Origin of the sequence: Alcaligenes sp. MMA, assembly GCF_020907215.1 — a bacterium.
GTDB classification, from domain to species: domain Bacteria; phylum Pseudomonadota; class Gammaproteobacteria; order Burkholderiales; family Burkholderiaceae_B; genus Alcaligenes; species Alcaligenes aquatilis.
In genome coordinates this window covers 60,125-86,566 of record NZ_JAJJPP010000002.1, presented here as the reverse complement: position 1 = coordinate 86,566, position 26,442 = coordinate 60,125, and the positions used below count along the sequence as shown (strand labels likewise).

Below are 26,442 nucleotides of genomic sequence, written 5' to 3'. Positions count from 1 at the left end.
TTACGCTTAGGCTCAACGTGGAATGACAAACGGCTTTTGCATACGCGAAATCATGCGTACCAAGGGCCACAGAAGAAGGAAGTAAATCAGTGCAGCAGCTATCAGCGGTGTCTGGCTGTAGGTCTCGCCCTGCATGATCTGGGCAGAACGCAACAGCTCGGGCAAGGCCACGGCCGAGGCAATCGAGGTCTGCTTGATGGCTTCCAACGTGTTGCTGGCCAGATCCGGAATCACATTGCGCACACCCTGGGGCACGACCACATAGGCCATGGCCTGACGGGCATTCAGGCCAGTCGAGCGTGCCGCCTCGTTCTGGCCGGGCGAGACCGACTCCAGCCCAGCGCGGAAAATCTCCGCAAAATAGCCACTGCTGTTGAGCACCAGCGCCAGCACCGTGGCGGAAAATTCATTCAAGGGCAGGCCCAGGAACGGCAGGCCGTAGTAAATGAAGATCAGCAACACCAAAGGCGGGAAGGCACGAAAGAAATCCACATACAGCAAGATCAATCGGTTCAGCCAGCGATGCCGCTGATAGTGCAGGCAGGCAATAATCAGGCCCAGCAACGCGGCCAGCGGCACAATAATGACGGCGAGCTTGACCGTCAGCCACAGGCCCTGCATCAGCAACGGCCAACTGGCGGCAAGAATGGTCGGATTCAGAAACGTATCGATCAGTTCCATAGCGCATCACTCCTACGACTTGATCGCATAGCGCCGTTCCAGCACCCTCGTCAGATGAACGAAGGGGAAGAAAATCAGGCAGAACAAAATGGCCCCGGCCGTAAAGGCGGTGGGGTTGGCGATGTTGGACTGGATGTTGCTGGACACATTCAGCAGCTCGGGCACGGCGATGACTGAACCCAACGTGGTGCCTTTGGTAATCCCGATGGCACGATTGGTCAGCGGCGGAATCGCCAGGCGCACAGCCTGCGGCAAGATGATGGCAAACAGCGTCTGGCTGAAACCCATGCCGGTAGAGCGGCCCGCCTCCCATTGCCCTGTCGGCACCGCCGCAATGCCGGACCAGAAGATTTCTTCGGCAAAGGCAGACAGCACCAGGCTCAAGGCCAGCACGGTGGCCGGGATCGGTTCAATCACAATGCCTACTGAGGGCAAGGCAAAGAACACCAGCACAATAATGACCAACTGCGGAATCGCACGAAATACGTCCACATACAGCGTCATCAGAATATTGACGGGACGCCAGCCATAGCAGCGCAGCACGGCCAGACCCAGGCCCAGAACGGTGCCCAGAATCACGGTCATCACAGCCATTTGCAGCGTGACCCAAAAGCCCTGCATGATCTCGGGCAAATGGGGGCTGATCAGCGTCCAGTTAAAGAAGTAGTAAACAATCTGATCCATGGCCGACCTCAGTTCATGCGGCTCAGAAAATCCTGAATCCGCTTGTGACGCGGTTTACACAGAATTTCATCGGGGCTGCCCTGGTCCAGGATCACACCCTGGTCCATGAACACAATACGGTCCCCCACCTCGCGGGCAAACTGCATCTCGTGCGTGACAATCACCATGGTCATGCCCGCATCGCGGGTACGTTTCATGACGTTCAACACTTCACCGACCAGCTCGGGGTCCAGGCCCGAGGTAGGCTCGTCAAACAGCATGACTTTGGGTTCCAGCGCCAAAGCGCGGGCAATGCCCACACGCTGCTGCTGGCCACCGGACAACTGGCTGGGATAATGCTCGATACGTTCGGCCAGGCCCACTTGTTCCAGATGGTGGCGGGCCTGCTCTTCGGCCTGCGCCTTGGGTACTTTTTTCACCTTGCGCAGCGCGAGCATCACATTGCCCAGCGCCGTCATGTGCGGGTACAGGTGTATGCCTTGAAACACCATGCCTATGTTCTGACGCACCTGATTCAGGTCGGTGCGCGGACAAGTCACATCACTGTCTGCCACCACAATCGTGCCACTGGTAGGGGTCTCCAGACGGTTGATGCAGCGCAAGCAGGTACTTTTGCCCGAGCCCGAACCGCCAATCATCACCACGACTTCGCCGGTGCTGACGCTCAGGTCTATGCCTTTAAGAATTTCGGCTTGCCCAAACGACTTGCGCAAGCCCTGGATGCGGACAATTTCACTCATGGTCGCTCCTTGACCGCCTGCCCGACGGGCAGGCGGGGACCGGCCCCTGCAGGGCCGTATAGCTAGAGAAACAGCGCGATGGCGCTTTAAGGACGGGAGCAGTCGGGGGTGTGCTCGGTGGGCTCGTAACCAGGGTAGTCAGGCGCGCCATAACCGGGAAAAACGACTGTCATGGCGGTACCGGCATTGGGTTCCGTACCAAACCATTTCACATGCAGCTTCGATAGCGAGCCATCCTGCTTCATGCATTCCAGCACTTCATCTACACGGTTACGCAAGGCGGTGTCGTCTTTGCGAAAGGCAAAGGCATAGTTGGCCTCGGTGGTCATGTCGTAGACCGGGGCCAGAGCGGGGGTTTTTGTGGCGATGTAGCGGGCCAAAGGAGTTTCGGACATATTGGCAAAAGCACGACCAATGGCCACAGCCTGCACCGCATCCGTGTTCTTGTTAAAGCGCTGAATCTTGTAGCCGTACTTTTCCTGGTTCTCTTGCAACCAGCGATCCGAGAAACTACCGTTATTGACGGCAATGGTCTTGCCTTTCAGCTCTTCCAGCGCATTGACGGTGGCACCTTTTTTAGCCAGAAAGCTCAGGCCGCCTGCCATATACGGTTCGGCAAACAGCATTTGCTCGGCACGTTCCCGCGTGGTGTTGGTGGGGGCGGCCACCATGTCATAGCGGCTGGAAAACAAGCCTGCAAAAATAGCGGAAAACGGCGTATCGATGACCTCGACACCGTCATAACCCATGCGCTGGGCCACTTCCTGGGTCAGGTCGTTGGAAAAACCATCCATCTTGCCGTCGGTGCCACGCATGAAGAACGGCACCAGGCCCACGTCAGCCGCGACTTTGAACTTCTTGCCCTGATTGGGATTGTCTGCATGTGCTGGCAGGCTCAAGGCCAGGCCAGCGGCCACGGCAGCCAGCATCAAGCCAGCCTTGCGTCCCAAACGGGCACGTCCCAATCGGAACATATTGTGTTTGCGAGAAACAGCCGCAACCATCGCGGCGATAGTGTTTACGCCTTGCATAAGGTCTCCTTGCCATCATTTTCTGTTTGTAGTGCTTTAATTCTAGGGGTGGCAAAACCTTGATGTCATATGCTTTTTTATTAACTCTTCATAACACAGCGTTAAGCGAATTTCCGTGTCCCCTGTACACGGCGGACTCCACGAACACAGCTTGTTTTCCCGCCGGCCCGCCCTAAGGGTAAGTCCCCCCTTTGAAGAGGCAGTCAAACGACGGGACAGCGCGGGGGGCGGTATTGTTGAGTCACTCAGGCCCAGCCTGCCCGCATCCCTCGGGAGGCCGTGGAAATCACCACGTCCATGAAGTCGTGCGCCAATTGCGACACCGGCACGACATTGGAATGCAGCATGTGCAAGGGCATGGTGGTGCGCGGATTGATGGGGCGTACCACCACATCCGGCCAGACCCGGCCTGCCACGGCCAGTTCGTCCACAATCGCAATCCCGGCTCCGGCCTGCACCATGGCACAGGCAATATGCGTCAAACGCACTTCTACAGACAGTTGCGGCACACCCGGACGGTTACCAAATAGCTGCTGCACCATCTGCCCATAAGGCGTGTCATTGCCATAACCAATCAAGTCCAGCCCTTCCAGATCGCTGGCATCCAGCTCCTGCTTGTCAGCCAAGGGATGACTGGCGGGCAACACCGCCACCAGATGGTTTTCGTAGATGGATTGGGCATGCAGGCTGGGATGGGTCAGCGGCACAATGGCCACGCCCACTTCGGCCTGTTGGGTGACTAAAGCCTGAACCAGATCACTGGAGATCAGGGTGCGCACATACACCTTCACATCCGGGAATGCTTTGCGAAAACGCGTCACCGCCATGGGGATCAAGGTTTGCCCCAGGCTGGGGCTGACAGCAATGTGCAAGCTGCCGTGGCGCTTTTCGATCAGGTCGGTCGCCACCTCGTTAACCCGCTGCACACTGTTATGGACTTGCTCCACTTCCTGATAGAGCCGACGCGCCTCTGGCGTGGGGTACAGACGTCCCTTGATGCGCTCGAACAGCACCAGACCAATGCGTGATTCCGTATAGGAAAGCAGGCGACTGATGGCCGGTTGCGATACGTTGAGCAACTGTGCCGCCTTGCTGATAGAACCGGTCAGCATGATGGCGCGAAAGACCTCGATTTGACGAAGATTGAGCAGCATCCCTTAACGTAGCCTTATGTTTCGAGCACAAATAAGCATAAGACATTTTGATTTGCCCATGTTTCAATTTTTTCAAGCTGCCATCCCGCTGCACCTTGATCGCAACGGGCCCAAAGAGCGGCTTCATAACTACGACACGGAGACAAAATCATGCAAACCCTGCTTGCGCGCACCCTTGCGGTGCTGGGCTTGGGACTGGCCGCCGCTGCGCCCACCGCCCACGCCGCTGACAACGTCCATCTGATGCTGGACTTCATCCCCACCGGCGACTATGCCCCCTACTATTCGGGCATTGCCAATGGGATTTACGACAAACACGGCATAGACCTGAAGATCACCCGAGGCACCGGTTCGGGCGATACCGTTCTGAAAGTAGCCGGTGGCGCCGCCGATATTGGCCTGGCCGATATTTCTGCCATTCTGACCTCGCGCCAGAACAGCCAGACTCCCGTCAAGGCCATTGCGTCCACCTTCTCGCACTCGGCCCACTCCCTGTTTGTGCTCAAGGACTCGGGCATCACCAACTTCTCCGGCCTGGAGGGCAAGAAAATTGCCGTCTCGCCCGGCAACAGCCACAAGCTCTACTTTCCAATGGTGGCACGCAAAGCCAATACCGACCCCGACAAGATCCAATGGGTGACGGTAGACGGCTCCTCTATGGCCCCCTTGCTGATCAACGGCAAAGTGGACGCCGCTCCCTTCCTGGCCACCAACTACTACTACCAGAACAAGCAGGCCAAGCGTTTTGGCAAGGAAATCGTGGTGCTGCCCTTTAGCGAGCAGGGTTTCAACATCTACGCCCTGTCCGTTTTCACCACCGACAAGACCTTGGCTGAACGCCCACAAATGGTGCAGAACTTCCTGAACGCCACCATCGAAGCCTGGGAAGCCGCCCGCAAGGATCCGGACGCCGCCTGCCAGGCCCACGTCAAGGCCAATCCAGAAATTGATCTGGATGACTGCATGGGCAACCTGAACGCCGTGCTGGGCTATATCTACACCGATTTCAGTGCCCAGCACGGGGTAGGCAGTCTGGAAGAAGGCCGCATGAAAACCACCTACGAGGCCGTTGTTGAAGCTCAGAGCCTGGACCCGGCCTGGGACTACCACCAAGCCTACGACCCGCAGTTCATCGTCAAAGCCAACGGCACAGCCAAGCCCTGAGCTGAGCTGATTTTTGCGCGCGCACTGGCTTGGCCCAGGCGGGTCAGCGCGCGCCTAGGAGCGCATTGTGATACGCATTCAAGACGTGAACCTGATCTACGGTCGTCATACCGAGCGCGAGACTCAGGCACTGAAACAAATCAATCTGGACATCCAGGACAACGAAATCATTGCCATCGTCGGCGCCTCGGGCTGTGGCAAATCCACGCTGTTGCGCCTGATTGCAGGCTTGTTGATGCCCACCAGCGGCACGGTCAGCATTGATGATGAAATCGTTGCCCACCCTCGTCAGGACACCGGCATTGTGTTCCAGGCCCCGACCCTGGTGCCTTGGGCCAATATTCTGAACAACACCCTCTTGCCGTCCAGCATCATGGGGCGGCTGGACGATCAGGCTCGCAGCCGCGCCACACGCCTGCTGACCACCGCCGGTCTGGGCAATTTTCTGCACCATCACCCCAAGCAATTGTCCGGCGGCATGCAACAACGCGTAGCCATTTGCCGCGCGCTGGTACACAACCCCAAAGTGGTGCTGATGGATGAGCCTTTCGGCGCACTGGACGCGCTGACCCGCGAAACCATGACGCTGGAACTGCTGCGCCTTTGGTACGAAGACCCCAAAACCATTGTGTTTGTGACGCACTCGATTTCCGAAGCCGTCATGCTGGGCCACCGTATTGTGGTGATGTCGCCACGCCCCGGCCAGATTAGCGAAATTCTGGATGTAAACCTGCCCCGCGAACGCGACTTTTCCCTGGTGGGCACGCCGGAATTCACACGCTGTGCCGCCGCCGTGCGTGAACTTATTTTCCAACACGAGGTGGCTTGATGAGCGAGCAAACTCAAACCCTGGTCGCCGCGCCCGTGCGCAAGCGACGACTGCGCCTGCGCGATTTCAATGAAATTACCGTCCCGGCCATCACCCTGATTGCCGTGGTCATTCTGTGGGAACTGGCCAGCCGCCTGTTTGATATCCCTGAATACCTGGTGCCTGCCCCCTCGCGCATCTGGGCCGATTCCATGCAAATGAAAGAGGCCATGCTGATGCACACGCTGGTGTCCACGCGCACCATCATGCTGGGCTTTTTGCTGTCCATTGTGGTGAGCTTCCCGCTGGCCGTGCTGATTACCTACTCGCGTTTTTTCGAGCAGGCGATTTACCCGCTGCTGATTCTGACTCAGTCCATCCCCAAGGTGGCCCTGGCCCCGATTCTGGTGATTATCTTTGGACCTACTGAGCTGCCGCGTGTCGTGGTGACTTTTCTGGTCGCGTTTTTCCCGCTGGTGATCTCCATGACCGCTGGCCTGCTGGCCGCCCCGCCCGAGCTGATCGAGCTGGTCCGTGCCTGCCGTGCCACCCGTATGCAAGAGTTCTTCCGTATCCGTCTGCCCTTTGCCGTGCCCTTTATTTTCTCGGGCCTGAAGGTCGCCATCACCTTGTCCGTCGTCGGCGCGGTGGTGGGTGAGTTTGTAGCGGCCGACCAAGGCCTGGGCTACCTGATCACCACCTCCACCGCTTTCTTCAAGACGCCAGTGGCCTTTGGCGCCATGGCCATCTTGTCGGTGCTGGGTATTGTGTTCTTCCAGGTGATCTCTGCCGCCGAACGTATCCTGTTCCCTTGGGCAATCAAAGACAATCGGAGCGGATCATGACATCCCCTTATACGGTCATCCGTGGGGGCCTGGTGCTGGCTCACGCCCAGGCCAAAGCCGAGCTTTTGGACATTCTGATCAAGAATGGCGAGATCGAAGCCATGGGACCGCCCGGCCTGCCCGCCCCCTTTGACGCCACGGTAGTGCAAGCGGATGACCAACTGCTGCATCCCGGCCTGATCAACGCCCACACCCACGGCCACGGCACCTATGCCAAGGCCATGGGGGATCGCTGGTCACTGGAACTGTTGTTGACAGCAGGCCCCTGGATCAATGGCGACCGTCATCTGGAAGACAAGTACCTGAGCACGCAGCTAAACGCGGCAGAAATGCTGCTCAAAGGCTGTACCGCCAGCTACGACCTGTATTCTGAGGTCCCCGTCCCCACGGCGGAAGGCATGAATGCCGTCGCCCAGGCCTATGTGGATGCCGGTATGCGGGCCACCGTCGCCCCCATGATGGCGGACCTGTCCTTTTACCAATCCGTGCCCGGCCTGATCGACGCCCTACCGGAAGAACTGCAGAAGTTTGTGGCCCAACTGGCACCCCAGTCGTTTCGGGCCACGCTATCGGGTCTGACAGACTTTCTGGACCAGCAGCGCAACCCCGACCGCATTCGCGTGGCTTTGGCGCCAACCATTCCCATGCTGTGCTCGGACGAGTTCCTGCAAACCTGCGGTGAAATCAGCGCAGAACGCACTATCGGCCTGCACAGCCACGTTGGCGAGTCCTATGTGCAAGCCCTGACCGGCATGAAGCGTTATGGCACCACTATTGTTCAGCATCTGGACAAGCTGGGCCTGATCTCGCCCCGCTTCACCCTGGCGCACGCCATCTGGCTGGACGAACGCGATCTGGACATTCTGGCCTCGCGCGGCGCCATGGTGGCCCACAACCCCGGCAGCAATATGCGTTTAGGTAATGGGATTGCCGATGTAAACGCCATGCTGGAACGCGGTATTACCGTGGGTCTGGGCACGGACGGCTCGAACAGTGGCGATAACCAGAACATGTACGAAGCCATGCGTCTGGCCTCTTTCTCGTCCAAAGTGCGTGGCCCGGATACGGAACGCTGGGTCACAACCGAACAAGCGCTGCATGCAGCGACGGAGGGCAGTGCCCGCTGTCTGGGCATGGGCGAGCAGTTGGGACGTCTGGAACCGGGCCGCAAAGCCGACATCGTGTTTCTGGATCTGGGCCATATCAACTGGATTCCACATAACAACACGGTCAACCAATTAGTACATCTGGAAGACGGCCTGGCGCTGCGCCATGTGATGGTCGACGGCCAGTTTGCCGTGCGCGACCGACAGTTAACACAAGTGAATATGCCGCACCTGCGCCAGCAAGTGGAGCAGGCCCAGGAACGCATCACGCGCAACACCTATGACAAGCGTCACATCACGGAAAAACTGGCCAAGGCGGTGGGCTCTTTCTGCCTGTGCCTGGGCCATGACCGCTATCACGTACAGCGCTGGGCGCACTCCAAGCAAGACTTAACATGACGTTATGTTTTACCGATAAATAGGCATACGACATTCATGATTGAATTTGCTTCAATCATAGAAACGAACACGATTACGGACACGCGACATGCGCGGGCCCGAGCCATCCAAGGAGGAAAATAATGAGCGACTTCGATCTGGTAGTACGAGGAAATATTGTTGAGCGCGACCGCATCATCACGGACGGCTGGCTGGCCGTGCGTGAAGGTCGCGTAGCAGCCCGTGGCGTTGGCGCGGCCCCCTCGGCCCGCGAGCACGTAGATGCGCGTGGCATGTGGGTGATGCCCGGCGTGCTGGACGGCCAGGTGCACTCGGGCAGCCAGGCCAATCAGGAAGGGCTGGGCTGGGCCTCGCGTGCGGCCGCCGCCGGTGGCGTGACCACCATGGTGGAAATGCCTTACGACGATCCCGAACCCGTTGCCTCCCGTCCGCAACTGGACGACAAGATTGCCCGCATTGAAAGTGACTGCCACGTGGACGTGGCCTGCTACGGCACCCTGAACGACCAGCATGGTTTGGAAGCGGCGGCAGGCCTGATTGAAGGCGGCGTGTGCGGCTTCAAATTCTCTACCTTTGAAGCCAGCCCCAACCGCTTCCCGCGCGTGGAAGAAGACATCCTGATGGAAGCCTTCCGCCTGATCGCCCCCTCCGGCCTGGCTTGCGGTGTGCACAACCAGGACCAGGAACTGACTCGCAAGAACATCAAGCGCATGGTCGAAGCTGGTGATACGGGCTGGGACGCATTCTTGCGCGCCCACACACCGTTGATCGAAAACCTGGCCACCAGCGCTATTTACGAAATCGGTGCCCAGACCGGTGCCCGTGCCCACGCCGTGCACGTGTCCCTGTCGCGCGGTTTTGAAATCTGCAATATGTACCGTCAGGCAGGCCACAAGGCCTCGATTGAAACCTGCGTGCAGTACCTGATGCTGAACCACGAAGAGCACACCCGCCGCTTCGGTGCCAAGACCAAGCACTACCCACCGATTCGCCCCAAGGCGGAAATGGATCTGCTCTGGACCCACATTGCCAACGACGAATGTACCTTCGTGTCCTCCGACCACGTGAGCTGGGGCCTGGAGCGCAAGCAGTTTGACAATGTGTTCCAGAACTCCTCCGGTGGTCCTGGTCTGGAAACCCTGCTGCCCGCCTTCTGGACAGGCTGCGCCGAGCACGGCATTTCCCCCACCATGGTCGTCAAACAGTTGTGCTGGGGCCCTGCTCAACACTTTCTGCTGGAACACCGCAAGGGCTCGCTGAATGTAGGAGCAGACGCCGACATCGTGATCGTCAAACCCGAAACTTACCGCTTTGACCCGTCCAACAGCCTGTCCGCCGTGACCTGGAGCTCCTTCGAGGACCGCGAGTTCCAAGTACGTGTGCAAGCCACCTATGTGCGCGGCCAACTGGCCTGGGACGGCAAAACCGTGCGTAACGCGGCGGGCGACGGTCAGTTCATCCGTCCGCACAAAGCAGGCGAACTGTCATGAGTCTGGCCATGCCCTTGCTGAACCAGGAGCGTCTGTGGCACAGCACTCAGGAGCTGGCCGCGTTCACGCTACCCGACCAGCCCTGGACCCGTCGCGCCTTCTCGGATCTGTTTCTGCAATCGCGTCAGTGGTTGCTGAAACAGTTCGAGGAAGCGGGCCTGACAGTACGCGTGGATGCCGCCGGCAATCTGATCGGTCGCCGCGAAGGACGCAAGCCCGGTCTGGCACCGATTACGACCGGCTCGCACTGCGACACCGTGATGTATGGCGGGCGCTACGACGGCATTATCGGCGTGCTGGCCGGGCTGGAAGTCGCCCGTTGCCTGAACGAGCAGAACATCCAGCTAGACCACCCTTTTGAAGTGGTGGATTTTCTGTCTGAGGAACCTAGCGACTATGGCGTGTCCTGCGTAGGCAGCCGCGCCATGGGCGGAGTTCTGTCCGAGGCCATGCTGGCCGAACGCAATCCACAGGGCGAAACACTGGCACAAGGCATTGCCCGCATCGGTGGCCGCCCCCAGGAACTGGCCCAGGCCCGTCGTGCACCCGGTGATACTGCCGCTTTTGTCGAGTTGCATATCGAACAAGGGCCGGTGCTGGAATCGCGCAATCTGCCCATTGGTGTGGTCAGCAATATCGTGGGCATTTGCCGCCATCGCATCATCATCACGGGTCGTCCAGACCATGCTGGCACCACACCGATGGACATCCGCCGTGATGCCCTGGTCGGTGCCAGCCTGATCATCAATGCAGTGGACCGCAAGGCTCGCCGTGCGCTGGGTGGGCCAGACTATCTGGTCGCTACCATTGGCAACCTGAACCTGACGCCCAACGCCTCCAATGCCGTTCCCGGACGCGTAGAAATGATGGTGGAAGTGCGCAGCGACCGTCAGGAGCTGATGCAGAACTTCACCGAGGAACTGCTGGCCCAGCTGCGCCCGGAAATCGAGGCCATGGGCCTGGGTCTGGACGCGGCGCAAGTCAGCCTGGCCAAGCCCACAGACTGCACGCCCGATGTGATGAACATTATCGAGCAGGCCGCCAGTGCGTTGGGATACCAGAGCATGGTGATGCCAAGCGGAGCCGGTCACGATGCGGTTTACATGGCACCCAGCGGCCCCATGGGAATGATCTTCATTCCTTGCCTGAATGGTCGTAGCCATTGTCCCGAAGAATCCATTACTTCCGAACAGCTTCTGGACGGTACGCGGGTTCTGTATCAGACCGTTGTCATGTTAGACCAGAGCCTGGAGAGCTGACATGGACTGGTCCTGTGATCAGCTCAGCGAACGCGAACGCTACCGCTTGTTGGTCAACACCGTGTTGCCGCGCCCCATTGCCCTGGTCACGACCTGTGACCAGCAGGGGCGCGTGAACACGGCCCCTTTCAGCTTTTTCAATGTGATGGGTTCAGCGCCTGCCGTGCTGGCACTGGGCCTGGAAAACGATGCGCACTCTGCCGATGGCCTGAAGGACACCACCCGCAATATTCTGGCCACCGGCCAGTTTGTGGTGAACCTGATCAGTGCCAAGCTGGCACACGCCATGAATATCTGCGGCATTGCCTACCCGACCGGGCAGGCCGAGCATCTGCAAGCGGGCCTGGATCTGGCTCCCAGCGTGCAAGTGCAGCCGCCCCGTATCGCCCAATGCCCGGTGCAGTTTGAGTGCCGTTTGCACACCGCGCTGGACCTGGGCCCGCTACGCCATATCGTCATTGGTGAAATTCTGCATATGCACTGCGATAACACCATCCTGACGCCTGAAGGGCGCATTGATATAGACGCGTACGACCCGATCGGGCGCCTGCATGGTTCTGACTGGTATGTCGGCCTGCAGGGCCGCTTTCAGTCAGAAAAATTAAGACACCGAAACGGGCCACCGCCCACCCAAACATAACAACATCATGAACCGTCGCCCTCATATCTACGTTCTGAACCCCAATTCCAGCCAGATCGTAACGGACGGCCTGGACCGTGCTGTCCAGCCTTTGCGTCTGTCCGATGGCCCGGCTATTTCCTGCCTGCGCCTGCCCCAAGGACCGGCAGGTGTACAAAGCCAAACCGATATCGACACCTTGATTCCCCACCTGCGCGCCCAGGCCCTGAGCGTCAAAGAAGACGCCGCTGCCTATGTGGTGGCCTGCTTTAGCGACCCCGGCCTGTACACCTTGCGCGAAGCGGTCGATGTACCTGTACTGGGCATTGCCGAAACCGGCGTGCTGACCGCCTTGTCGCTGGGCCAACGCTTTGGCGTGCTGTCCATTTTGCAGACCTCCATTCCGCGTCACCTGCGTTACTTTGGCGCGATGGGTGTGACGGACCGTTTGGCAGCCGATCTGGCTATCAATATGGGCGTATCGGAACTGGCGGATGAGAAAAAAACCCTGCAACGCCTGACGGAAGTGGGCCTACGCCTGCGTGATGAGCACGGCGCCGACGTTGTGGTGCTGGGTTGTGCTGGTATGGCCAATCAGCGCGAGGCGTTGGAACAGGCTTTGGGCATTGCTGTCGTGGAGCCTACGCAGGCCACTGTTGCGGCTGCCTTGGGCCGTTGCTTGTTAGGCTGGTAAACCTTGATGAACGCCCCTCTGCAATCCGGCTGCCTGGCAACCGCACAGCGGCTGCTTCAGGCTCGCCAAGAGAACCGCCCCATCGAGGACTGGCCCGAATCGCTGCGCCCGGTGTCGTTTGATCAGGCTTATCGCGTTCAAGCCATGCAAATGGACGCCTTGGGCCCCCTAGGTGGCTGGAAAGTCGGCGCGGCCAATAGCGTAGCCCCGCCTACCTGCGCCCCCCTGCCCCAACGCTTTCGTTACGCCAGCCCCAATGCACCTGCCGGTGAAAGCCTGTCTTTGCGAGGCATAGAAGTGGAAATCGGCCTGATTCTGGGCCAGGACTTGCCACCCGGCCAGGCACCCTATTCCATGGAGCAAATCTGGCAGGCGATCAGCCAGGTTTGTGTGGCAGTCGAGATAGTGGAATCGCGTTTTGTGCAGCGTGACACCGTGGGTCGTCTATCCACCCTGGCCGACCTGGCCAGCCACGGTGCGCTGGTCCATCAGGCGCAAGGGATCGCCGCGCAGGATATGACACTGCTGCAACCTGAATGGGCGCGCCTGCAAGTGGGCCAACAGCCCGTGCTGCAAGGCCCGAACCAGAATCCGGCCGGCGAGCTGACACGGCTGCTGATCTGGCTGGCCAATCAGGGTAGCCACCATCTTGGCGGGCTGCAAAAGGGTCAGGTCATCATTACCGGCACGTGCCTGCCCATGCTGTATGCCGCTCCCGGCGACCAGATTCAGGCCGCCATTCAAGGGGTTGGTGAGCTGGACTTTATCTGTGCATAAAAGCACAAAGCCAGCGTCCAAAACGGCGCTGGCTTTGCCTGACAGAGCCTCTCATCAAGCAGCACAGGCTCTGCACTGCTATTGCAGGGAATGCCGTGTGCAAAGCCGATTTGCCAATAGTGACGGGCCTTGGGAGACAAAGACCCAAGCATCAGACCATGCGATACACATCAAGCCTGATATTGCAGATGAATCAGCGGATAAGGCCTGCCCTGATCGTCCACAGGCGAGCGACCAGTACGCTTGAAGCCCATTTTTTCGTAAAAGCCCACGGCTTGCCCATTCTGTTCATTCACATCGGTGGTCATGGTGGGATGCAGGCTCAAGCCGTGCAGCACCAAAGCCTTGCCAATACCCGTTCCCCGGCTGTCCGGGTCCACAAACAAGGCCTGCATATGGCCTTCGTCAATCAGCATGAAAGCCAGCGGGTAGTCGGCCTCGTCCACCGCCAACCACAAGCTGGCCTGGGGCAGAAAACCACAGACCAGTTCATCAATGTCCTGACGATCCTGAGCGGATAAAAAGTCGTGTGTAGCATCAACGGCCTTGCGCCAGATTTCAACAGCACGTTGCCCGTCCTCCGGGCGCGAATGGCGAATATTCATCATCTTTCCCTTTTAGGGGTTCATCTGGTTTTCACAGCAGGGGGATCACGCCTAACAACCACGCACTGGCTCTGCCTGGCCTGTACTGTCCGCCGAAACCGGCCGGGTTTCCAGAAAAAACAGACGCCGCAAATGCTGCTCGGCTTGTTCCGGGCTCAGTTGCGTGGACTGGGTCAGCAACATATTGGCTAGGCCGTCATACAAGGCGGACAGCCGCAACGCGGTACCTTCAGGATCGGGCGCTTGCCACAGTCCTTGTTCGGTCCCGAGTCTCAGGTAGGAAGCCAACTGTTCCAGCATCCGGCGTTGTACCCGTGTCATCACCACCGCCAGTGCCGCATCGGTTTTGGCCAGGTCGGCAGCCTCCAACCACAAGAACCAGTAAATGCGATTGTTCTGTTCAAAGGCACTGTTCAGGTAACTTTCCATCAAGGCCTGCGGTTCTTGCGAGGCTTGCGCCTCCTGATCCAGCAACTGGTCAAAAATCTCGCCCCAGGCATCGGCCCGTAATTCGGACCAACGAAAGTAATGGTTTAACAGCCCACGGCCAACCCCCGCCCGCTCGGTCACCATGCGGGTGGTCGCGGCACGTACCCCCACTTCCATCAAAATCTGGGCAGCGGCCTGTCGAATTCGCGTGGCACTGTCTTCTTTTTCACTCATCACCTGTCCCCTATTGACACATTGAGCAATCGCTCAATATTATGACATTGAACAAGCGCTCAAACAATAAGCACCTATGTCTTCGGCCTCTCGCAACTCCTCCATCGACCTGATTCGCACCGCTGCCCTGATTGGCATTTGTGTCGTGAACCTGCCCTATCTGGCACTGAGCGACAGTGACCCGATAAACATCTCCACCACCTATGACCATACCGCTGCCTTCCTGATCGAATTTCTGTTTCAGGGCAAATTTTTCCTATTGTTCTCGCTGATTTTTGGCTGGGGCATCGAAATCCAGGCACGCTCTGCCGAACGTGCTGGCGTTCCCCTGAGCCGCCGTTATTTTCGTCGCATGCTCGGCCTGGCCGTGCTGGGTTGCTTGCACGCAACCCTGGTATTTACTGGCGATATCCTGCTGCTTTACTCGGTGTTGGGTGTGCTGATCTGGCCGCTGCGCACGCTCTCTGCGCGTGGGCTGGTCAAGGTCGCCTTGCTGATGGTGCTGATAGAAATTATTAGTATTGGACTGATCGTTTACCTGCTCTCCAGTACAGAGGACATGGCCCCGGTTTACTCCCTGGGTGGAGCCTTCTCCGAAGCAACGTTGGCGCGCCTGAAAGAATGGCCGAATGCCTTCGCTTTCATGTTCCTGTATCAAGGCCCTTTGGCGTTCGGAGCCATGTTGCTGGGACTGGCTGCAGCCAAAAGCAATTTCTTTGCACATCGTAGTGCAGGACAACACAAGCTGGGACGCGCCCTGCCCTGGCTCTTGCCGCTGGCTTTGGCCATCAATTGTTTTAGCGCCCTGGTGGCCTACGAAACCAACCTGATGGGACTGATTGGCCTGCTCAGCATTGCGATAGGTGCCCCCATGCTGTCAGCCGTGTATCTCTATCTATTGCTACGCTGCGGGCAATGGTTCAGACTGCCCAATGTCTTGATTGAAGCAGGCCGCAATTCGCTGAGCGCCTATGTGACCCAAGGCATTTTGGCCGGGCTGATTTTTAGCAGCTATGGCCTGAATCTGTTTGATGTTTTTGGCAATGCCGCACTATTGCCAATCGCCATTGCACTGGCTCTGCTGGCCATGATTTTGACGGGCCTGATTGCCCAGCACTGGGGGCGCGGCCCGCTGGAAGCGGTGCTACGACGCATCACCTACGGTGCCCAAAAAATCAGATAGCACGCTGACACCCCCCCAAATCGTTTTTTGCTCTCTATTATGTGTACTGGAAATACGAGGACGGCAAAAATGAATTGCCACTACGCCACAATAAAATCAGGAGTGATGTCCCATGAGTAACAATGAAATCACTTGGTCCAATGGCCAATGGAGCGACACCAGCGCGCCTTTGATTGGCGCCACAGATCATGCTTTCTGGATGGCCACGACCGTATTTGACGGTGCCCGTTCCATCCACGGCCATACTCCGGATCTGGATCTGCACTGTGAGCGCCTGAACCGCTCGGCCATCACCCTGGGCATGGAACCCGTGATGACGCCCCAGCAAACCGTGGACCTGGTGCATGAGGGCCTGAAAAAACTATCCCACTCCACGGATTACTACATCAAGCTGCTGTATTTCGCGCCCGGCGGTTTCATCCAGCCCGATCCAGCCACCAGCCAATTGGCCATTCATATTTTTGAATCCCCCATGCCGGAAGACAGCGGCTTTAGCGCCACGTTCAGCGAATTCCTGCGCCCAGACCCCTCCATGGCTCCCACCGATGCCAAGGCGTCCTGCCTGTACCCCAACACCCAACGTATCTTGCGCGATGCCAGCGCACGGGGTTTTGACAACGCCATCGTGCTGGACTCCAAAGGCAAAGTGGCCGAGTTTGCCGTCGCCAACTTGTGGATTGTGCGTGACGGCGTCGTGCTCACACCCGAGCTGAACGGCACCTTTCTGAACGGCATTACCCGCCGCCGTGTCATGCAACTACTGCGCGACGATGGTCTTGACGTACGTGAAGTCAGCCTGACACCGCAAGACGTGCTGGATGCGGACGAGGTATTCAGTACCGGCAATTACGGCAAGGTCCTGCACTGCAATCGCATTGACGATCACCACTATGCGCACGGCCCGGTTGAGACCCGTGCTCGCGAGCTGTACATGGCTTATACCGAGCGCAACTAAGTCTCAAGAGGTAGCCAAGCGGCCACCTACATTACTGAAAAATAGGCAGTGCGCCCAATGAAAAACGGCTCATTATTGAGCCGTTTTTATTTTTATACGGCGGGAGAAACCGGGCTATCGCCCTGCCCCAAATCTGGCGCTTGGTCCCCTTCTGCTTGCGCTTGCGCCTGCTTCATCTGATTGAGCAGGCTATGCAGCATCTCGGTCGACAAGCCGTGCAGCACCAAGCGGTAGCCTGCTCGCAAGGTCGACATAGGCACCAAAGGATGGCCATTGTTGAGCAGAATCAGGTGCTCGGGCGCCTGCAGGATCTTGGCAGCATAAATCCCGATCGTCTCGTCCAACTGCAAGGAATTGGCCGCACGCCAGAAGTCATTATCGGTCAGCAACAACTGATACAAGGGCGTGAACAGTTCAATGGCGCTTTGCAGATCCATCTTGTTCAGCGGGCCTTGCGGCATGTCATCCAGCGCCAGGGGTATGGGCTGGATCATGGAAAAATCCACCCGCTCCGGCGGGCCGATTTCCTGATTATTGTCCCGCAAGGTCTGATTGAGCCGGATCACGAAATTGAACAGATTCAAATCGTGCTTCACAAAAGTGTGATCACGCAATTCGTCGATGTTCATGGGCGTGAGCGGCGAAGTCGGCACCTGGGTGGGCGAGTTGGCGGCGATAAAGGCCAGCACCTGTGAACCCAGATGGAAGTGGCGCAGAATCAGCCAGTTGGCCTGTGGCGAGACAAAACGCTTCAGGCCCCACACCAGAATGCGGTGCAGCAGGCCCGAGTGCGACCATTTGCGTGGCAAAAAGATTTTAACGACTTGAATCAGCACAATCATCAGGCGTGCCAATGGCCGCAAGAACGGCAGCAGATACTGACGCGATGAGGAACTGGAGTCGGTCAGCCAGGCCTGCTTGACCTCGTCAGGCAGGGGCGTGCTGCGATCCAGATACAAGGCCCGCCAGGGATTGGGATCCTGCGGGTCATGCGGTTTGCTTAAAAAATCCGGGATTTGATCCATGACTTAACACTCTTTCGCGTATTGGAACTGCATCAGGTACAGGGCGGCGGTGCGACGTGCGGTTTCAATAATAATCTGCTCGGCGCGGCCTGTTTCATCGCAATCCAGAGCCAATTCCACCGCCACCAGCCAACGGGCCAGGTGATGCTCGTCGTTCATGCCGTGATAGTGCAGGAAACGGTACATATTCGGTTCCAGCGACAGCGAGGATTTCAGCAGGGGCAACAAAGCGGGCACAATGCGTTGGCCTGTGCCTTCAATAATATAAATCGCCCCCAGCAAACCAATCGGGTCCTGACTGGCCGCCAAGGCATGCAGGTAAGAATTCAGAGCCTGACCACCGGGATTACGAGTCAGTTGCTCGATCTCGGTCGCGGTGCCACCCGCATATTGATAATCCTCGAACAGAATCTTGAAGTCGTCCTGCTCTTCGCCTGCGTGCAGACGAATCAGCTCGGCCAGCGGTGCGTAAGTGGGCGACAAGGAGTCGCAGGCTTCGCGCATCCACTTGGCCCCTTCACGCACTTGGGGAATCCAGTCTGCCATCCACTTTTGATAGTCCTGCATGCGAATCGAGCCATCATGCAGGCTGCGCAGCAAAGGCGTACGCCACACCTGGGAACGATAGTCATGCCAGATGGGGGCCAATTGCGTCAGCAAATCGCGCAAGCCTTGCGGGGCCGTGGCCGGATCGTGCGGGGGAGCAATATCCACCTGCTCGCAGGACGCAGCTACCGCTTGCTTGGCAGACGGGTAGGACACGGTTGGGGCCGGCGCATCGCAGGCTTCCACTTCCAGCAGCATGTAGGCCGTCATGAAGCGGCCCGACTCGGGCACGTAACACAGGATTTGCTCGCCGGGCGTCAAGGTCCGATCACGCATGAACTCGGCCAGCATGATCAGAATGGATGCGGCTCCTGTATTGCCGCGCCAGCGCAGATTGCTGTACCAACGTTCGGCCGGGATACCCAGGCCAGCCTGCTCCAGCAAATCGGCCACTACAGGCATGAATTTTTCGGACGAGTAATGGCACAGGAAGTGGCTGATGCGCTCGGGGTCGACCCAGCCATCGCGCACCAGCTTCACGTACTCGTGAATGCCGATGTCAAACAAGTGCGGCAGCAGTCGAATGTCCTGGCGCAGGGACAAGGCACCGGCCTGTTCAGCGTCGGCCCAGGAGTCGTAATCCAGATGGCTGCGCGTGGAGTCGCGGGCGGCACCTAGCTGCATGCAAACGGGGTAATCACCCGAGAAGGATTTTTGATGAATCCAGCGCAGACGCAAACGCACGCCGGGCTGGGTGGTAGGCAGCACCTGATCCTGGTGGCTAAGCAAAGCCGCACCGGCGCCATCGGACAGCATCCAGCGCAAAAAATGCGCGTCGAAGTCTGCCTGATAATCTTGTGATGCAAAACGCGAGCGGCGAAACAGGCGCGAAGGCATTTCGCTGGCCACCGCCATGCCATGGCGATGCGCCCCCAACTCGATACCTTGGGCAACCGTCTGCAAAGCCGTGACTCCTGCGGCGCAAATCCCGTGTACGGAATGCACTTCCAGCGGGGGGGCCGCCAGTTCCCCTTGAATCGCATTAGCAAAACCGGGCATCAGCAAATCCCCCCCTGATGAGCCGCTGGCCAGCAGGCCAATGTCGCTCATGCTCAAACCCGCCTGCTCCAGGCAACGGCGAATGGCATTGGCGGCCATAGCCGTATTGCTCCAACGCGTACTGCCATCTTCACCAATCGCGTAGTAGCGCTGTTGAATGCCGTTCTCGGCCAGAATGCGCTGCTTGATACGCCCCGAAATACGATTCAAGGGGGCAATAAAGTTATCCATGGCGGTGTTATCGACCGGCTCGCCGGGCATAAACCACTGGGCCTGATGGATAACAACGTGCTCAAAGGCCACGGGCATAGAAATACTCCTGATTACACGCAATCACGCCGACACTCTGTCTGGTCCACGGCGTTCAAGGATTGGCTGCGGTAGCGAGGCACAAACAGGCCCAGCACAAAAACACGCAGCATATAAGGCACCAGTCCCCCTTCGTTCAAGACGTCCGGGGTGCGGGCTCGGTATTCAGTGTCGTGCAGCCCGGTCAACTCGGACCAGTGCGTGCGCGGATGTTCATGGTGGGCCACATGCAGGCCGATATTAAAGAGCAAGGGGTTGACCAGGCCCTCGAAATTGCGGGCATAGGCCAACTGTTCGCCATGTCGACCCTCATGACTGCCGTCAGCATGGGCATGCTGCAGATAATTGGTGGTCAGCAGCCAGTGCAAACCATGCAACTGCGGCACGATGACGTACAAAAAACCTTTCCACGGGTCCAGCGCCAAGGCCAGCGTCCAGCTCGCCAGCCACACACCATACTGCGCCATGCAATAGGCCCAGACGCCCGGCCAATGCCGGCGCAAGCTGCCCAGCCAGCTAAAAATCGTGGGGTACAGCGCAGGCACAGCCTCAAAGGGGTGCATCAGCCAGCCCAACGTGTCGTTGGTGTCCCCCCGCCAGAAACGGTAGGTGCGGGCCACATCTTTTTCACCATGCTTGTAGCGATGGTGGTTGCGTCCATGCGCAGGCCAGAACACGCAAGCGGGGTGGCCTTGTACCAGAGTCAGCCAGAAATCCGTCAAGCGATTGGGGAGACGGCCGCGCCACATGCGCAAATGGTGATGATTGTGGTTGATAACGCCTATGCCCAGCGTCAGAAACAGCAGCACGCCGTACAGCATCCAGGAGAAACCGCCCCGCCACAGCGCGACCACCAGCACAGGGTAGGCAATCAGGTACAACAGGCTTTGCCAATCACGCGGGTGACGCAAACGCCAGGCAACACTCATCCGCGCGCCTCCTGGGGGCGATCGGGCAAGCGGGTGCCAAACAGGCGGTCCATAAAGCTGAATTGAAAGCCATAATTGCCGTTGTACTGCGCGTGATGGCGCTGGTGACGACGGCTGGCTGCCAGCCAGTTGCGGCTGGAGACATGGGGGAAAAAGTCGTAATTGGAGTGGCCGATGCTGTTGAAAAACAGGCTGAACAAAGGCACGGACAAGAGCGACCAAAAACTGAAATCATGCACCACCATGGGCAACAAGATCACATTGCCCAGCATGAGCGACTCCAGCGGGTGAAAACTGTAGGTAGAGAACGGCGTCACCACAACGGAAGAATGGTGCGGGCCATGATACCGGCGCAACCAACGGGTATGCAGGAGGCGGTGATTGATCCAGAAGTGCACATCGTTCCAGATCACCAGAGCCAGAATTTCCAGGGCAATACGGGTCGCGCTGGCATCGGGCGTCAAATGCGCCCAGCCCAGTTGCAAGAAGCCCCAGGGAAAAATCATGCCTGTGCCGAAGATCAGAATGGCCGTACCGGATTGCTTCAGTTCCCGGCACAGTTGCCCAGGGCGCAAAGGACGTGTGTCCAAGGGACGTCCCCACCCCAAGGCAGGACAAAGCCAACGCGTCAGCGCCAAAGTGCCCAATGCGAACAGCAAATAAATGCCGCCGAAAAACAATAAGCCCACGCCCATGACCTGCCAGACGTTCAAGGCCTGAAAAGCCTGCCCCATTCCACTCTCTACGTAACAAAGTGCGCTCATGCTAGCGCGCTCAGAACGATTACGTTTGTTAATTTGGTTACTAATTGCTCACATTTGGACTGCCCACCCTTGTGATACCACCGTGCGCCAGCCCAGATTAATCATAACGGGATTTCTCCAGAGCCTGATAGACTGAACGCGCCCTTCGGGGACACAGAACTTGATCAGGCACTTGTCTTGAACCTGCCCGCATACGATATACTGACTCGTCACCGACTTCCTTTAGACACTATGAGACGCTGGTTCGTCGTCGTCTTACTTCTTATCCTTCCCCTGCAGGCTTACAGCTCCCACTACCACGCAACCGTGCAAGGTGGTCAATCGGCTTTATTCGTTCAACACGAATCCGATGCAGCCGAGTCTGTGGAACATCGCGTCTCCTCCGGGAATCATCCCTTGCAGCAGCTCAGCGCCATTCTGGCGCATACGCCCATGCAACAGTACGCCGATCATGCAGACACGCCTTTGCCTTATCCGGTTCAGTCTTTTTGGCTGCATGCCTGGCCGACGGCTTGCCCAGCTTATTCCCTACCCACTATTTGCTGCGAATTCGCCCCCGAGCATCGCCCACCGCGCCTCTGATCTCTGAGGTGCCTGCGCGCACTGCTCTTTTGTTTTTTTGCACTTATTTATCTGTCTAACAGGACAACATCATGGAATGGCTACTCGATCCCAGCATCTGGGTCGGCTTATTAACGTTGGTGGTGCTGGAGATTGTTCTCGGCATCGACAACCTGATCTTTATCGCAATTCTGGCCGATAAGCTCCCTCCGCATCAGCGCGACCGTGCTCGCCTGATCGGTCTGTCTCTGGCGCTCATCATGCGCCTGGGTCTGCTTACCATCGTCTCCTGGCTGGTCACCCTGACTACGCCGCTGTTCTCTATCGGACCACTCAGCTTTTCAGGCCGGGACCTGATCTTGCTGCTGGGCGGTCTGTTCCTGCTGTTCAAAGCCACCAGCGAACTGCACGAACGCCTGGAAGGCGGCAGCCACCACGCCAGCACCAATAAGGCTTACGCCAGCTTTGGTGTGGTCGTGGCGCAAATTGTGGTCCTGGATGCCGTGTTCTCCCTGGATGCGGTCATTACCGCCGTGGGTATGGTGGACGAACTGCCCGTCATGATGACGGCCGTGATCATCTCCATCGCATTGATGATCTGGGCCTCCAAACCGCTCACCACCTTCGTGAACAACCATCCCACCGTGGTGGTACTGTGCCTGAGCTTTTTGCTGATGATTGGTCTGACACTGACCGCCGAAGGCCTGGGCTTCAAGATTCCCAAGGGCTATTTGTACGCGGCCATTGGTTTTTCTATTCTGATCGAGTTCTTCAACCAGATTGCCCACCGCAGCCTGCTGCGCTCACAATCGCGCCGCCCTTTGCGAGACCGTACGGCTGAAGCCGTGCTGCGCATGCTCAGCAACCGCAAGAATCAAGACAAGGACGACGGCGGTAGTGACGGCCAACTGGAACTCAATGAGCAGACTTTCCGCACCGAAGAACGCAATATGGTCAGCGGTGTGCTCAGTCTGGCAGAACGCCCGATCCGCTCCTTGATGACTCCTCGCCAGGAAATTACCTGGCTCAATATCGAGGACTCCACCGACACCTTGCGCCAGCAATTGCGCGCGACTCCGCACAGCTTCCTGCCGGTGTGTCAGGGCGATCTGGACCAGGTAGTGGGTGTGGCCCGCGCCAAGGACTTGCTGGCCGATCTGGACAACTACCCCGAGGTGAAAGTGTGGCCAGACTTGCGCGAACCCATCATCGTGCACGAGCACACGGATGTCCTTAGCGCGATTGCCATGCTCAAGCAGTCCAATGGCCAGTTCGTGCTGGTCACTGACGAGTACGGGGCAATTGAAGGTCTGCTGACCCCTATCGACATTCTCGAGGCCATTGCCGGTGAATTCCCCGACGAGGACGAACAGCCCGCCATTCAGCAAATTGGCCCCAATCTGTGGCAGGTGGACGGCAGCACCGACTTGCTCTTGCTGGCCCAGGCGGTAGAGGCAGACGATTTGCTCTTGAAAGACAGCAACTTCAACTCCGTAGCCGGCTTCTTGCTGGAGCGTCTGGACTCCCTACCTACGGTAAGGACCGTTGTTGAGGCCGAAGGCTTGCGCTTTGAGATCACCGAAGTCAGCCAGCGTCGTATTGCAACGGTACACGTCAGCCGTTTGCAAACACCCGCGCAGACACAAGAGTAAAGAAATGGCCCGCTTCACAGCGGGCCATTTTCAATCAGGCACGGCTCAAAAGAGCAATTCCACCCGGCAAACACATCACCTGTACGCCGTATACCTGCTGCAAGACCTCCAGCACCTCGGGCAAGTTATCCAGACTGACCGCAAAGCTGACCAATACAGAGCCCAACGTGGCGTCTCGCAAAATCAAATGTCCTGCCCAATAGCGGTTCAGCTCAGCCAGCACCTGTGACAAGGGCTGCTCATGAAAAGCCAATCGGCCCTGCCGCCAGGACGGCAAGTTCTCCGCTGCAACCGTCTGCACCGAACTGATGGCATGGCGTCCATACACCAACTGCTCTCCGGCCCCCAAACGATAGCCTTGCCCGCCAACGTCCACCTGCGCACTGCCGGACAAACAGGTCACCTGAGTTTGGCCATTCAGATAGCGAATATTGGTACGGCCATTAAAAGTCTGAATGGAGCCTACGCCAGCGAACACCGTAGCTACCGAGGCCGACCGCTCGGACTGACGCACCTCCACCTCTCCGTCCAGCAGAGCCACAACCCTGCCCAAATGCGGGTCGTCACTGACATTCAAACGACTGCGGGTATTCATATCCAGCCAAACATGGTCCATCAGTTGGACGCGCCGCTGCTCGCCTGCACCCGTGCGATAGTCAGCACGTAAATCGGCCAAGGAGGGCCACAGTTGCAGAGGGGGTTTGGCGAGCAAATACAGTCCACCCCCCACTAGCAAACCACCCAGCAAGGCACGGCGCAAAGGCTGATGACCGCGTTTTTTCATCAACTTGGCCTCGCGCAGCCATTGTTCACGGTCTTGAGGTGTGGCATCCCACATTTCGCGCGCGTGGGCGAAAGCGGCCGCATGAGACGGGCTGCGCCCACACCAACGACGCAACTCCCGAGCCTGACGAGAGGTCAGCGAGGACGTTTTCAGGCGGCTGACCCAGGCTCGTGCCTCCTTGTGCAAGGTGTCTTCATCCAGATTCACGGCATTAGCAGGGTTCATCAACAAATCAATTCAAAAAGCACGACACAAGGACTGAAAATCGCAATCCAAAACGTTTTGCCTATCCGTTTAAACGGATAAAAATTAAATTTCAAGGGCAAGCGTAAATTGTCGGAAACTGCAGGCCCTACCGTCAAGCCACAGGCAGTCATAAAGGGTAAAGTCCAGTGCTAACAGCACTGCATCATCTGCCGACGCAGCCAGGCATGGCCCGGGTCGGCATGGCGACGGCTATGCCAGACTTGCTGAAACAATACCGAGGGAATAGGCAGCGGCGGCTGGAAAAACACCAGTTCGGCCTGCTCGCGCAGATGCTCGGCACTGCGGCTGGACACTGTCAAAATCAGGTCCGTGCCAGCCAGTACTTGAGCGGCAGCACTCCAATGCGGCAAAGACAACACGATTTGCCGTTTAAGACCGCGTCGATTCAAGACATTGTCGACTTCACTTTCCCCTCCCGGACGCATGGCCAGCAGTACATGCGGGCGCTGTAACCATTCTGCCAAAGCGGGCGCTTGCCCCTCAGCCAGGCTGGCCCGATCCGCAATACAGATCAGGTGTTCCTCAAACAAGGTCTGCGCCTGCAGACTGGCCGGGATTTCCGAAAACACCCCCAGGGCCAGATCAATCTCGCCATCGTGCAACTGCGCCAACATGGCTTCCCGGCTGGCCTGGCTGACCGCCAAGCGAATCCCCGGCGCTTCTTGCCGTAGGCAGCGCATCAAGGGAGGCAAAACGATTTGTGCACCGTAATCCGACATGGCAAGACGGAATTCACGTTGTTCGCTGGCCGGGTCAAAACCGCCCGTATCCAGCAAACCATTTAATTGCTCTAAAGCCTGTTCCAGCGGGCGCTGCAATTGCAAGGCCAGCGCGGTTGGTTCCAAGCAGGAACCCCGACGTATCAGCAAAGGATCGTTGAACACTTGGCGCAGATGCGCCAAAGCATGACTGACGGCAGGCTGACTTTTATGCAAACGCCTGGCAGCCCGCGTCACATGCTGTTCGGTCAACAAGGCATGCAGGCTCAGCATTAAATTCAAGTCTATACGGCGTAGCTCATTCATAGAGCGAATAATGACTGTGCACACTATTAATTTCAATAAGAATTACGAATAGCTCAAGATAGAGCTTTGATTCTTAGGGAGATGCGCTTATGCCGGGTACCGTTTTATTCAGTATGTTGGTGGCTGTCTTTGCCGGATCGGCTGTGCCGTTTCAAGCCGCCAGCAATGCCGTTCTGGGTAAAGTCCTGGGGCATCCGCTCTGGGCAACACTGGTCTCACTCTGTATCAGTGCGGCGCTGGTGCTGCCAACAATCTGGCTGATGCGCGCCCCCGCTCCCCTGACTGCACAACTGGCACATGCCCCCTGGTGGGTATGGACAGGTGGTATTGGCGGGGTGATTTACATCAGCGCCGCCCTGATTCTGACGCCGCGCATGGGCGCGGCCAGCTTTATTGTCTGTGTGGTAGCCGGGCAAATGCTCAGCTCCATGCTGATCGACCACTACGGCTTGATGGGCCTGACCCCGCGCCCTGTCCATATGGGACGCATCGTGGGCGTGCTGCTGATTCTGGCCGGCATGGGCTTGGTGCAATGGTTTACGCCATCCGTGCCTGCAGCGGCTGAAAATGAAAGCGCCACTGCGGATCACAGTGGCGCTCAGCAAGGCAATCCAAGTCTTGCTCACCGTGCAGGCGCTAAAAGCAGCACCCGCTCTTGAGCCCG

27 protein-coding genes are annotated in these 26,442 nt (G+C 58.0%); 14 read left to right on the top strand and 13 right to left on the bottom strand.

What is annotated here, in order from left to right; genetic code table 11:
• Positions 1–12 precede the first annotated feature (12 nt).
• From LNA76_RS08855 to LNA76_RS08835, 5 genes are all read right to left on the bottom strand, one after another.
• Positions 13–681 carry an amino acid ABC transporter permease gene (locus LNA76_RS08855; protein ID WP_094195413.1) on the bottom strand — a complete coding sequence of 223 codons (669 nt, stop codon included), beginning with the start codon at positions 679–681 and terminating at the stop codon, positions 13–15.
• A 12-nt stretch (positions 682–693) separates the two neighbouring features.
• The gene (locus tag LNA76_RS08850; RefSeq protein ID WP_108728251.1) at positions 694–1,365 is read right to left on the bottom strand and encodes an amino acid ABC transporter permease; all 672 of its coding nucleotides are present in this window, start codon (positions 1,363–1,365) and stop codon (positions 694–696) included.
• Positions 1,366–1,373: 8 nt separating this feature from the next.
• Positions 1,374–2,105, bottom strand: a complete 732-nt coding sequence (locus tag LNA76_RS08845) for an amino acid ABC transporter ATP-binding protein (protein ID WP_108728252.1) — start codon at positions 2,103–2,105, stop codon at positions 1,374–1,376.
• Between the two features lie 86 nt (positions 2,106–2,191).
• Complete coding sequence (locus LNA76_RS08840) at positions 2,192–3,136, bottom strand: substrate-binding periplasmic protein (RefSeq protein ID WP_108728253.1); 945 nt, start codon at positions 3,134–3,136, stop codon at positions 2,192–2,194.
• A gap of 245 nt (positions 3,137–3,381) precedes the next feature.
• Positions 3,382–4,290: a LysR substrate-binding domain-containing protein gene (locus tag LNA76_RS08835; RefSeq protein ID WP_094195409.1), complete on the bottom strand. Its 909-nt coding sequence runs from the start codon at positions 4,288–4,290 to the stop codon at positions 3,382–3,384.
• Positions 4,291–4,440: 150 nt separating this feature from the next.
• Between LNA76_RS08835 and LNA76_RS08830 the strand changes: the two genes are divergently transcribed.
• The 9 genes from LNA76_RS08830 (at position 4,441) to LNA76_RS08790 (ending at position 13,451) form a co-directional block, all read left to right on the top strand.
• Entirely contained in the window at positions 4,441–5,454 is a 1,014-nt protein-coding gene (locus LNA76_RS08830; RefSeq protein WP_094195408.1) for an ABC transporter substrate-binding protein, read from the top strand.
• 67 nt (positions 5,455–5,521) lie between these two features.
• The gene (locus LNA76_RS08825) at positions 5,522–6,283 is read left to right on the top strand and encodes an ABC transporter ATP-binding protein (RefSeq protein ID WP_094195407.1); all 762 of its coding nucleotides are present in this window, start codon (positions 5,522–5,524) and stop codon (positions 6,281–6,283) included.
• On the top strand, positions 6,283–7,107 hold the full coding sequence (locus LNA76_RS08820) for an ABC transporter permease (protein WP_094195406.1): 825 nt from the start codon (positions 6,283–6,285) through the stop codon (positions 7,105–7,107). The genes LNA76_RS08825 and LNA76_RS08820 overlap by 1 nt, the downstream gene beginning before the upstream one ends.
• Positions 7,104–8,612, top strand: coding sequence for an amidohydrolase family protein (locus LNA76_RS08815; protein WP_230018892.1), 1,509 nt, complete (start codon positions 7,104–7,106; stop codon positions 8,610–8,612). The genes LNA76_RS08820 and LNA76_RS08815 overlap by 4 nt, the downstream gene beginning before the upstream one ends.
• Before the next feature lie 122 nt (positions 8,613–8,734).
• The gene (locus tag LNA76_RS08810; RefSeq protein WP_123050885.1) at positions 8,735–10,102 is read left to right on the top strand and encodes a dihydroorotase; all 1,368 of its coding nucleotides are present in this window, start codon (positions 8,735–8,737) and stop codon (positions 10,100–10,102) included.
• Positions 10,099–11,361: a Zn-dependent hydrolase gene (locus LNA76_RS08805; RefSeq protein WP_230018890.1), complete on the top strand. Its 1,263-nt coding sequence runs from the start codon at positions 10,099–10,101 to the stop codon at positions 11,359–11,361. The genes LNA76_RS08810 and LNA76_RS08805 overlap by 4 nt, the downstream gene beginning before the upstream one ends.
• Position 11,362: 1 nt before the next feature.
• A complete protein-coding gene (locus LNA76_RS08800; RefSeq protein ID WP_230018888.1) occupies positions 11,363–12,001 on the top strand; it encodes a flavin reductase family protein in 639 nt (212 codons plus the stop codon).
• A 7-nt stretch (positions 12,002–12,008) separates the two neighbouring features.
• The gene (locus LNA76_RS08795; RefSeq protein ID WP_230018887.1) at positions 12,009–12,674 is read left to right on the top strand and encodes an aspartate/glutamate racemase family protein; all 666 of its coding nucleotides are present in this window, start codon (positions 12,009–12,011) and stop codon (positions 12,672–12,674) included.
• A 6-nt stretch (positions 12,675–12,680) separates the two neighbouring features.
• Positions 12,681–13,451: a fumarylacetoacetate hydrolase family protein gene (locus LNA76_RS08790; protein WP_230018885.1), complete on the top strand. Its 771-nt coding sequence runs from the start codon at positions 12,681–12,683 to the stop codon at positions 13,449–13,451.
• Positions 13,452–13,621: 170 nt separating this feature from the next.
• On the opposite strand, the gene LNA76_RS08785 is transcribed toward LNA76_RS08790, so the two are convergent.
• Together LNA76_RS08785 and LNA76_RS08780 are read right to left on the bottom strand one after the other, a co-directional pair.
• On the bottom strand, positions 13,622–14,059 hold the full coding sequence (locus tag LNA76_RS08785; protein WP_108728261.1) for an acetyltransferase: 438 nt from the start codon (positions 14,057–14,059) through the stop codon (positions 13,622–13,624).
• 48 nt (positions 14,060–14,107) lie between these two features.
• A complete protein-coding gene (locus LNA76_RS08780; RefSeq protein WP_230018883.1) occupies positions 14,108–14,719 on the bottom strand; it encodes a TetR/AcrR family transcriptional regulator in 612 nt (203 codons plus the stop codon).
• Positions 14,720–14,795: 76 nt separating this feature from the next.
• On the opposite strand from LNA76_RS08780, the gene LNA76_RS08775 reads away from it, so the two are divergent.
• Both LNA76_RS08775 and LNA76_RS08770 read left to right on the top strand, forming a co-directional pair.
• Positions 14,796–15,902: a DUF418 domain-containing protein gene (locus tag LNA76_RS08775; protein ID WP_230018881.1), complete on the top strand. Its 1,107-nt coding sequence runs from the start codon at positions 14,796–14,798 to the stop codon at positions 15,900–15,902.
• A gap of 112 nt (positions 15,903–16,014) precedes the next feature.
• On the top strand, positions 16,015–16,857 hold the full coding sequence (locus tag LNA76_RS08770) for a branched-chain amino acid aminotransferase (protein WP_094195396.1): 843 nt from the start codon (positions 16,015–16,017) through the stop codon (positions 16,855–16,857).
• A 92-nt stretch (positions 16,858–16,949) separates the two neighbouring features.
• On the opposite strand, the gene LNA76_RS08765 is transcribed toward LNA76_RS08770, so the two are convergent.
• From LNA76_RS08765 to LNA76_RS08750, 4 genes are read right to left on the bottom strand one after another with little or no spacing between them, the layout of a single operon-like run.
• A complete protein-coding gene (locus LNA76_RS08765) occupies positions 16,950–17,882 on the bottom strand; it encodes a DUF6999 family protein (RefSeq protein ID WP_230018880.1) in 933 nt (310 codons plus the stop codon).
• A gap of 3 nt (positions 17,883–17,885) precedes the next feature.
• Positions 17,886–19,796 (bottom strand): beta-ketoacyl-ACP synthase III, encoded by a 1,911-nt coding sequence (locus tag LNA76_RS08760; protein WP_094195394.1) that lies wholly within the window; start codon positions 19,794–19,796, stop codon positions 17,886–17,888.
• 14 nt (positions 19,797–19,810) lie between these two features.
• A complete protein-coding gene (locus LNA76_RS08755; RefSeq protein ID WP_094195393.1) occupies positions 19,811–20,725 on the bottom strand; it encodes a fatty acid desaturase in 915 nt (304 codons plus the stop codon).
• On the bottom strand, positions 20,722–21,459 hold the full coding sequence (locus tag LNA76_RS08750; protein ID WP_230019177.1) for a sterol desaturase family protein: 738 nt from the start codon (positions 21,457–21,459) through the stop codon (positions 20,722–20,724). Before LNA76_RS08750 ends, LNA76_RS08755 begins: the two co-directional genes overlap by 4 nt.
• 261 nt (positions 21,460–21,720) lie before the next feature.
• On the opposite strand from LNA76_RS08750, the gene LNA76_RS08745 reads away from it, so the two are divergent.
• Both LNA76_RS08745 and LNA76_RS08740 read left to right on the top strand, forming a co-directional pair.
• Positions 21,721–22,071 (top strand): hypothetical protein, encoded by a 351-nt coding sequence (locus LNA76_RS08745; RefSeq protein ID WP_159063888.1) that lies wholly within the window; start codon positions 21,721–21,723, stop codon positions 22,069–22,071.
• 71 nt (positions 22,072–22,142) lie between these two features.
• On the top strand, positions 22,143–23,702 hold the full coding sequence (locus LNA76_RS08740) for a TerC family protein (protein WP_094195391.1): 1,560 nt from the start codon (positions 22,143–22,145) through the stop codon (positions 23,700–23,702).
• 34 nt (positions 23,703–23,736) lie between these two features.
• Here the strand turns inward: LNA76_RS08740 and LNA76_RS08735 are convergent, their stop codons facing one another.
• Positions 23,737–24,711: a FecR family protein gene (locus LNA76_RS08735; RefSeq protein WP_230018878.1), complete on the bottom strand. Its 975-nt coding sequence runs from the start codon at positions 24,709–24,711 to the stop codon at positions 23,737–23,739.
• 170 nt (positions 24,712–24,881) lie between these two features.
• Positions 24,882–25,778, bottom strand: a complete 897-nt coding sequence (locus LNA76_RS08730) for a LysR family transcriptional regulator (RefSeq protein WP_230018876.1) — start codon at positions 25,776–25,778, stop codon at positions 24,882–24,884.
• A gap of 89 nt (positions 25,779–25,867) precedes the next feature.
• On the opposite strand from LNA76_RS08730, the gene LNA76_RS08725 reads away from it, so the two are divergent.
• Complete coding sequence (locus tag LNA76_RS08725; RefSeq protein ID WP_125277333.1) at positions 25,868–26,437, top strand: DMT family transporter; 570 nt, start codon at positions 25,868–25,870, stop codon at positions 26,435–26,437.
• The last annotated feature ends 5 nt before the right edge of the window (positions 26,438–26,442 follow it).

What these genes read in the sequence shown, in the direction of transcription:
- LNA76_RS08855 (WP_094195413.1), bottom strand. Translation starts at nt 681, where the DNA reads ATGGAACTGATCGATACGTTTCTGAATCCGACCATTCTTGCCGCCAGT.
- LNA76_RS08850 (WP_108728251.1), bottom strand. Translation starts at nt 1,365, where the DNA reads ATGGATCAGATTGTTTACTACTTCTTTAACTGGACGCTGATCAGCCCC.
- LNA76_RS08845 (WP_108728252.1), bottom strand. Translation starts at nt 2,105, where the DNA reads ATGAGTGAAATTGTCCGCATCCAGGGCTTGCGCAAGTCGTTTGGGCAA.
- LNA76_RS08840 (WP_108728253.1), bottom strand. Translation starts at nt 3,136, where the DNA reads ATGCAAGGCGTAAACACTATCGCCGCGATGGTTGCGGCTGTTTCTCGC.
- LNA76_RS08835 (WP_094195409.1), bottom strand. Translation starts at nt 4,290, where the DNA reads ATGCTGCTCAATCTTCGTCAAATCGAGGTCTTTCGCGCCATCATGCTG.
- LNA76_RS08830 (WP_094195408.1), top strand. Translation starts at nt 4,441, where the DNA reads ATGCAAACCCTGCTTGCGCGCACCCTTGCGGTGCTGGGCTTGGGACTG.
- LNA76_RS08820 (WP_094195406.1), top strand. Translation starts at nt 6,283, where the DNA reads ATGAGCGAGCAAACTCAAACCCTGGTCGCCGCGCCCGTGCGCAAGCGA.
- LNA76_RS08815 (WP_230018892.1), top strand. Translation starts at nt 7,104, where the DNA reads ATGACATCCCCTTATACGGTCATCCGTGGGGGCCTGGTGCTGGCTCAC.
- LNA76_RS08810 (WP_123050885.1), top strand. Translation starts at nt 8,735, where the DNA reads ATGAGCGACTTCGATCTGGTAGTACGAGGAAATATTGTTGAGCGCGAC.
- LNA76_RS08805 (WP_230018890.1), top strand. Translation starts at nt 10,099, where the DNA reads ATGAGTCTGGCCATGCCCTTGCTGAACCAGGAGCGTCTGTGGCACAGC.
- LNA76_RS08800 (WP_230018888.1), top strand. Translation starts at nt 11,363, where the DNA reads ATGGACTGGTCCTGTGATCAGCTCAGCGAACGCGAACGCTACCGCTTG.
- LNA76_RS08795 (WP_230018887.1), top strand. Translation starts at nt 12,009, where the DNA reads ATGAACCGTCGCCCTCATATCTACGTTCTGAACCCCAATTCCAGCCAG.
- LNA76_RS08790 (WP_230018885.1), top strand. Translation starts at nt 12,681, where the DNA reads ATGAACGCCCCTCTGCAATCCGGCTGCCTGGCAACCGCACAGCGGCTG.
- LNA76_RS08785 (WP_108728261.1), bottom strand. Translation starts at nt 14,059, where the DNA reads ATGATGAATATTCGCCATTCGCGCCCGGAGGACGGGCAACGTGCTGTT.
- LNA76_RS08780 (WP_230018883.1), bottom strand. Translation starts at nt 14,719, where the DNA reads ATGAGTGAAAAAGAAGACAGTGCCACGCGAATTCGACAGGCCGCTGCC.
- LNA76_RS08775 (WP_230018881.1), top strand. Translation starts at nt 14,796, where the DNA reads ATGTCTTCGGCCTCTCGCAACTCCTCCATCGACCTGATTCGCACCGCT.
- LNA76_RS08770 (WP_094195396.1), top strand. Translation starts at nt 16,015, where the DNA reads ATGAGTAACAATGAAATCACTTGGTCCAATGGCCAATGGAGCGACACC.
- LNA76_RS08765 (WP_230018880.1), bottom strand. Translation starts at nt 17,882, where the DNA reads ATGGATCAAATCCCGGATTTTTTAAGCAAACCGCATGACCCGCAGGAT.
- LNA76_RS08760 (WP_094195394.1), bottom strand. Translation starts at nt 19,796, where the DNA reads ATGCCCGTGGCCTTTGAGCACGTTGTTATCCATCAGGCCCAGTGGTTT.
- LNA76_RS08755 (WP_094195393.1), bottom strand. Translation starts at nt 20,725, where the DNA reads ATGAGTGTTGCCTGGCGTTTGCGTCACCCGCGTGATTGGCAAAGCCTG.
- LNA76_RS08750 (WP_230019177.1), bottom strand. Translation starts at nt 21,459, where the DNA reads ATGGGGCAGGCTTTTCAGGCCTTGAACGTCTGGCAGGTCATGGGCGTG.
- LNA76_RS08745 (WP_159063888.1), top strand. Translation starts at nt 21,721, where the DNA reads ATGAGACGCTGGTTCGTCGTCGTCTTACTTCTTATCCTTCCCCTGCAG.
- LNA76_RS08740 (WP_094195391.1), top strand. Translation starts at nt 22,143, where the DNA reads ATGGAATGGCTACTCGATCCCAGCATCTGGGTCGGCTTATTAACGTTG.
- LNA76_RS08735 (WP_230018878.1), bottom strand. Translation starts at nt 24,711, where the DNA reads ATGAACCCTGCTAATGCCGTGAATCTGGATGAAGACACCTTGCACAAG.
- LNA76_RS08730 (WP_230018876.1), bottom strand. Translation starts at nt 25,778, where the DNA reads ATGAATGAGCTACGCCGTATAGACTTGAATTTAATGCTGAGCCTGCAT.
- LNA76_RS08725 (WP_125277333.1), top strand. Translation starts at nt 25,868, where the DNA reads ATGCCGGGTACCGTTTTATTCAGTATGTTGGTGGCTGTCTTTGCCGGA.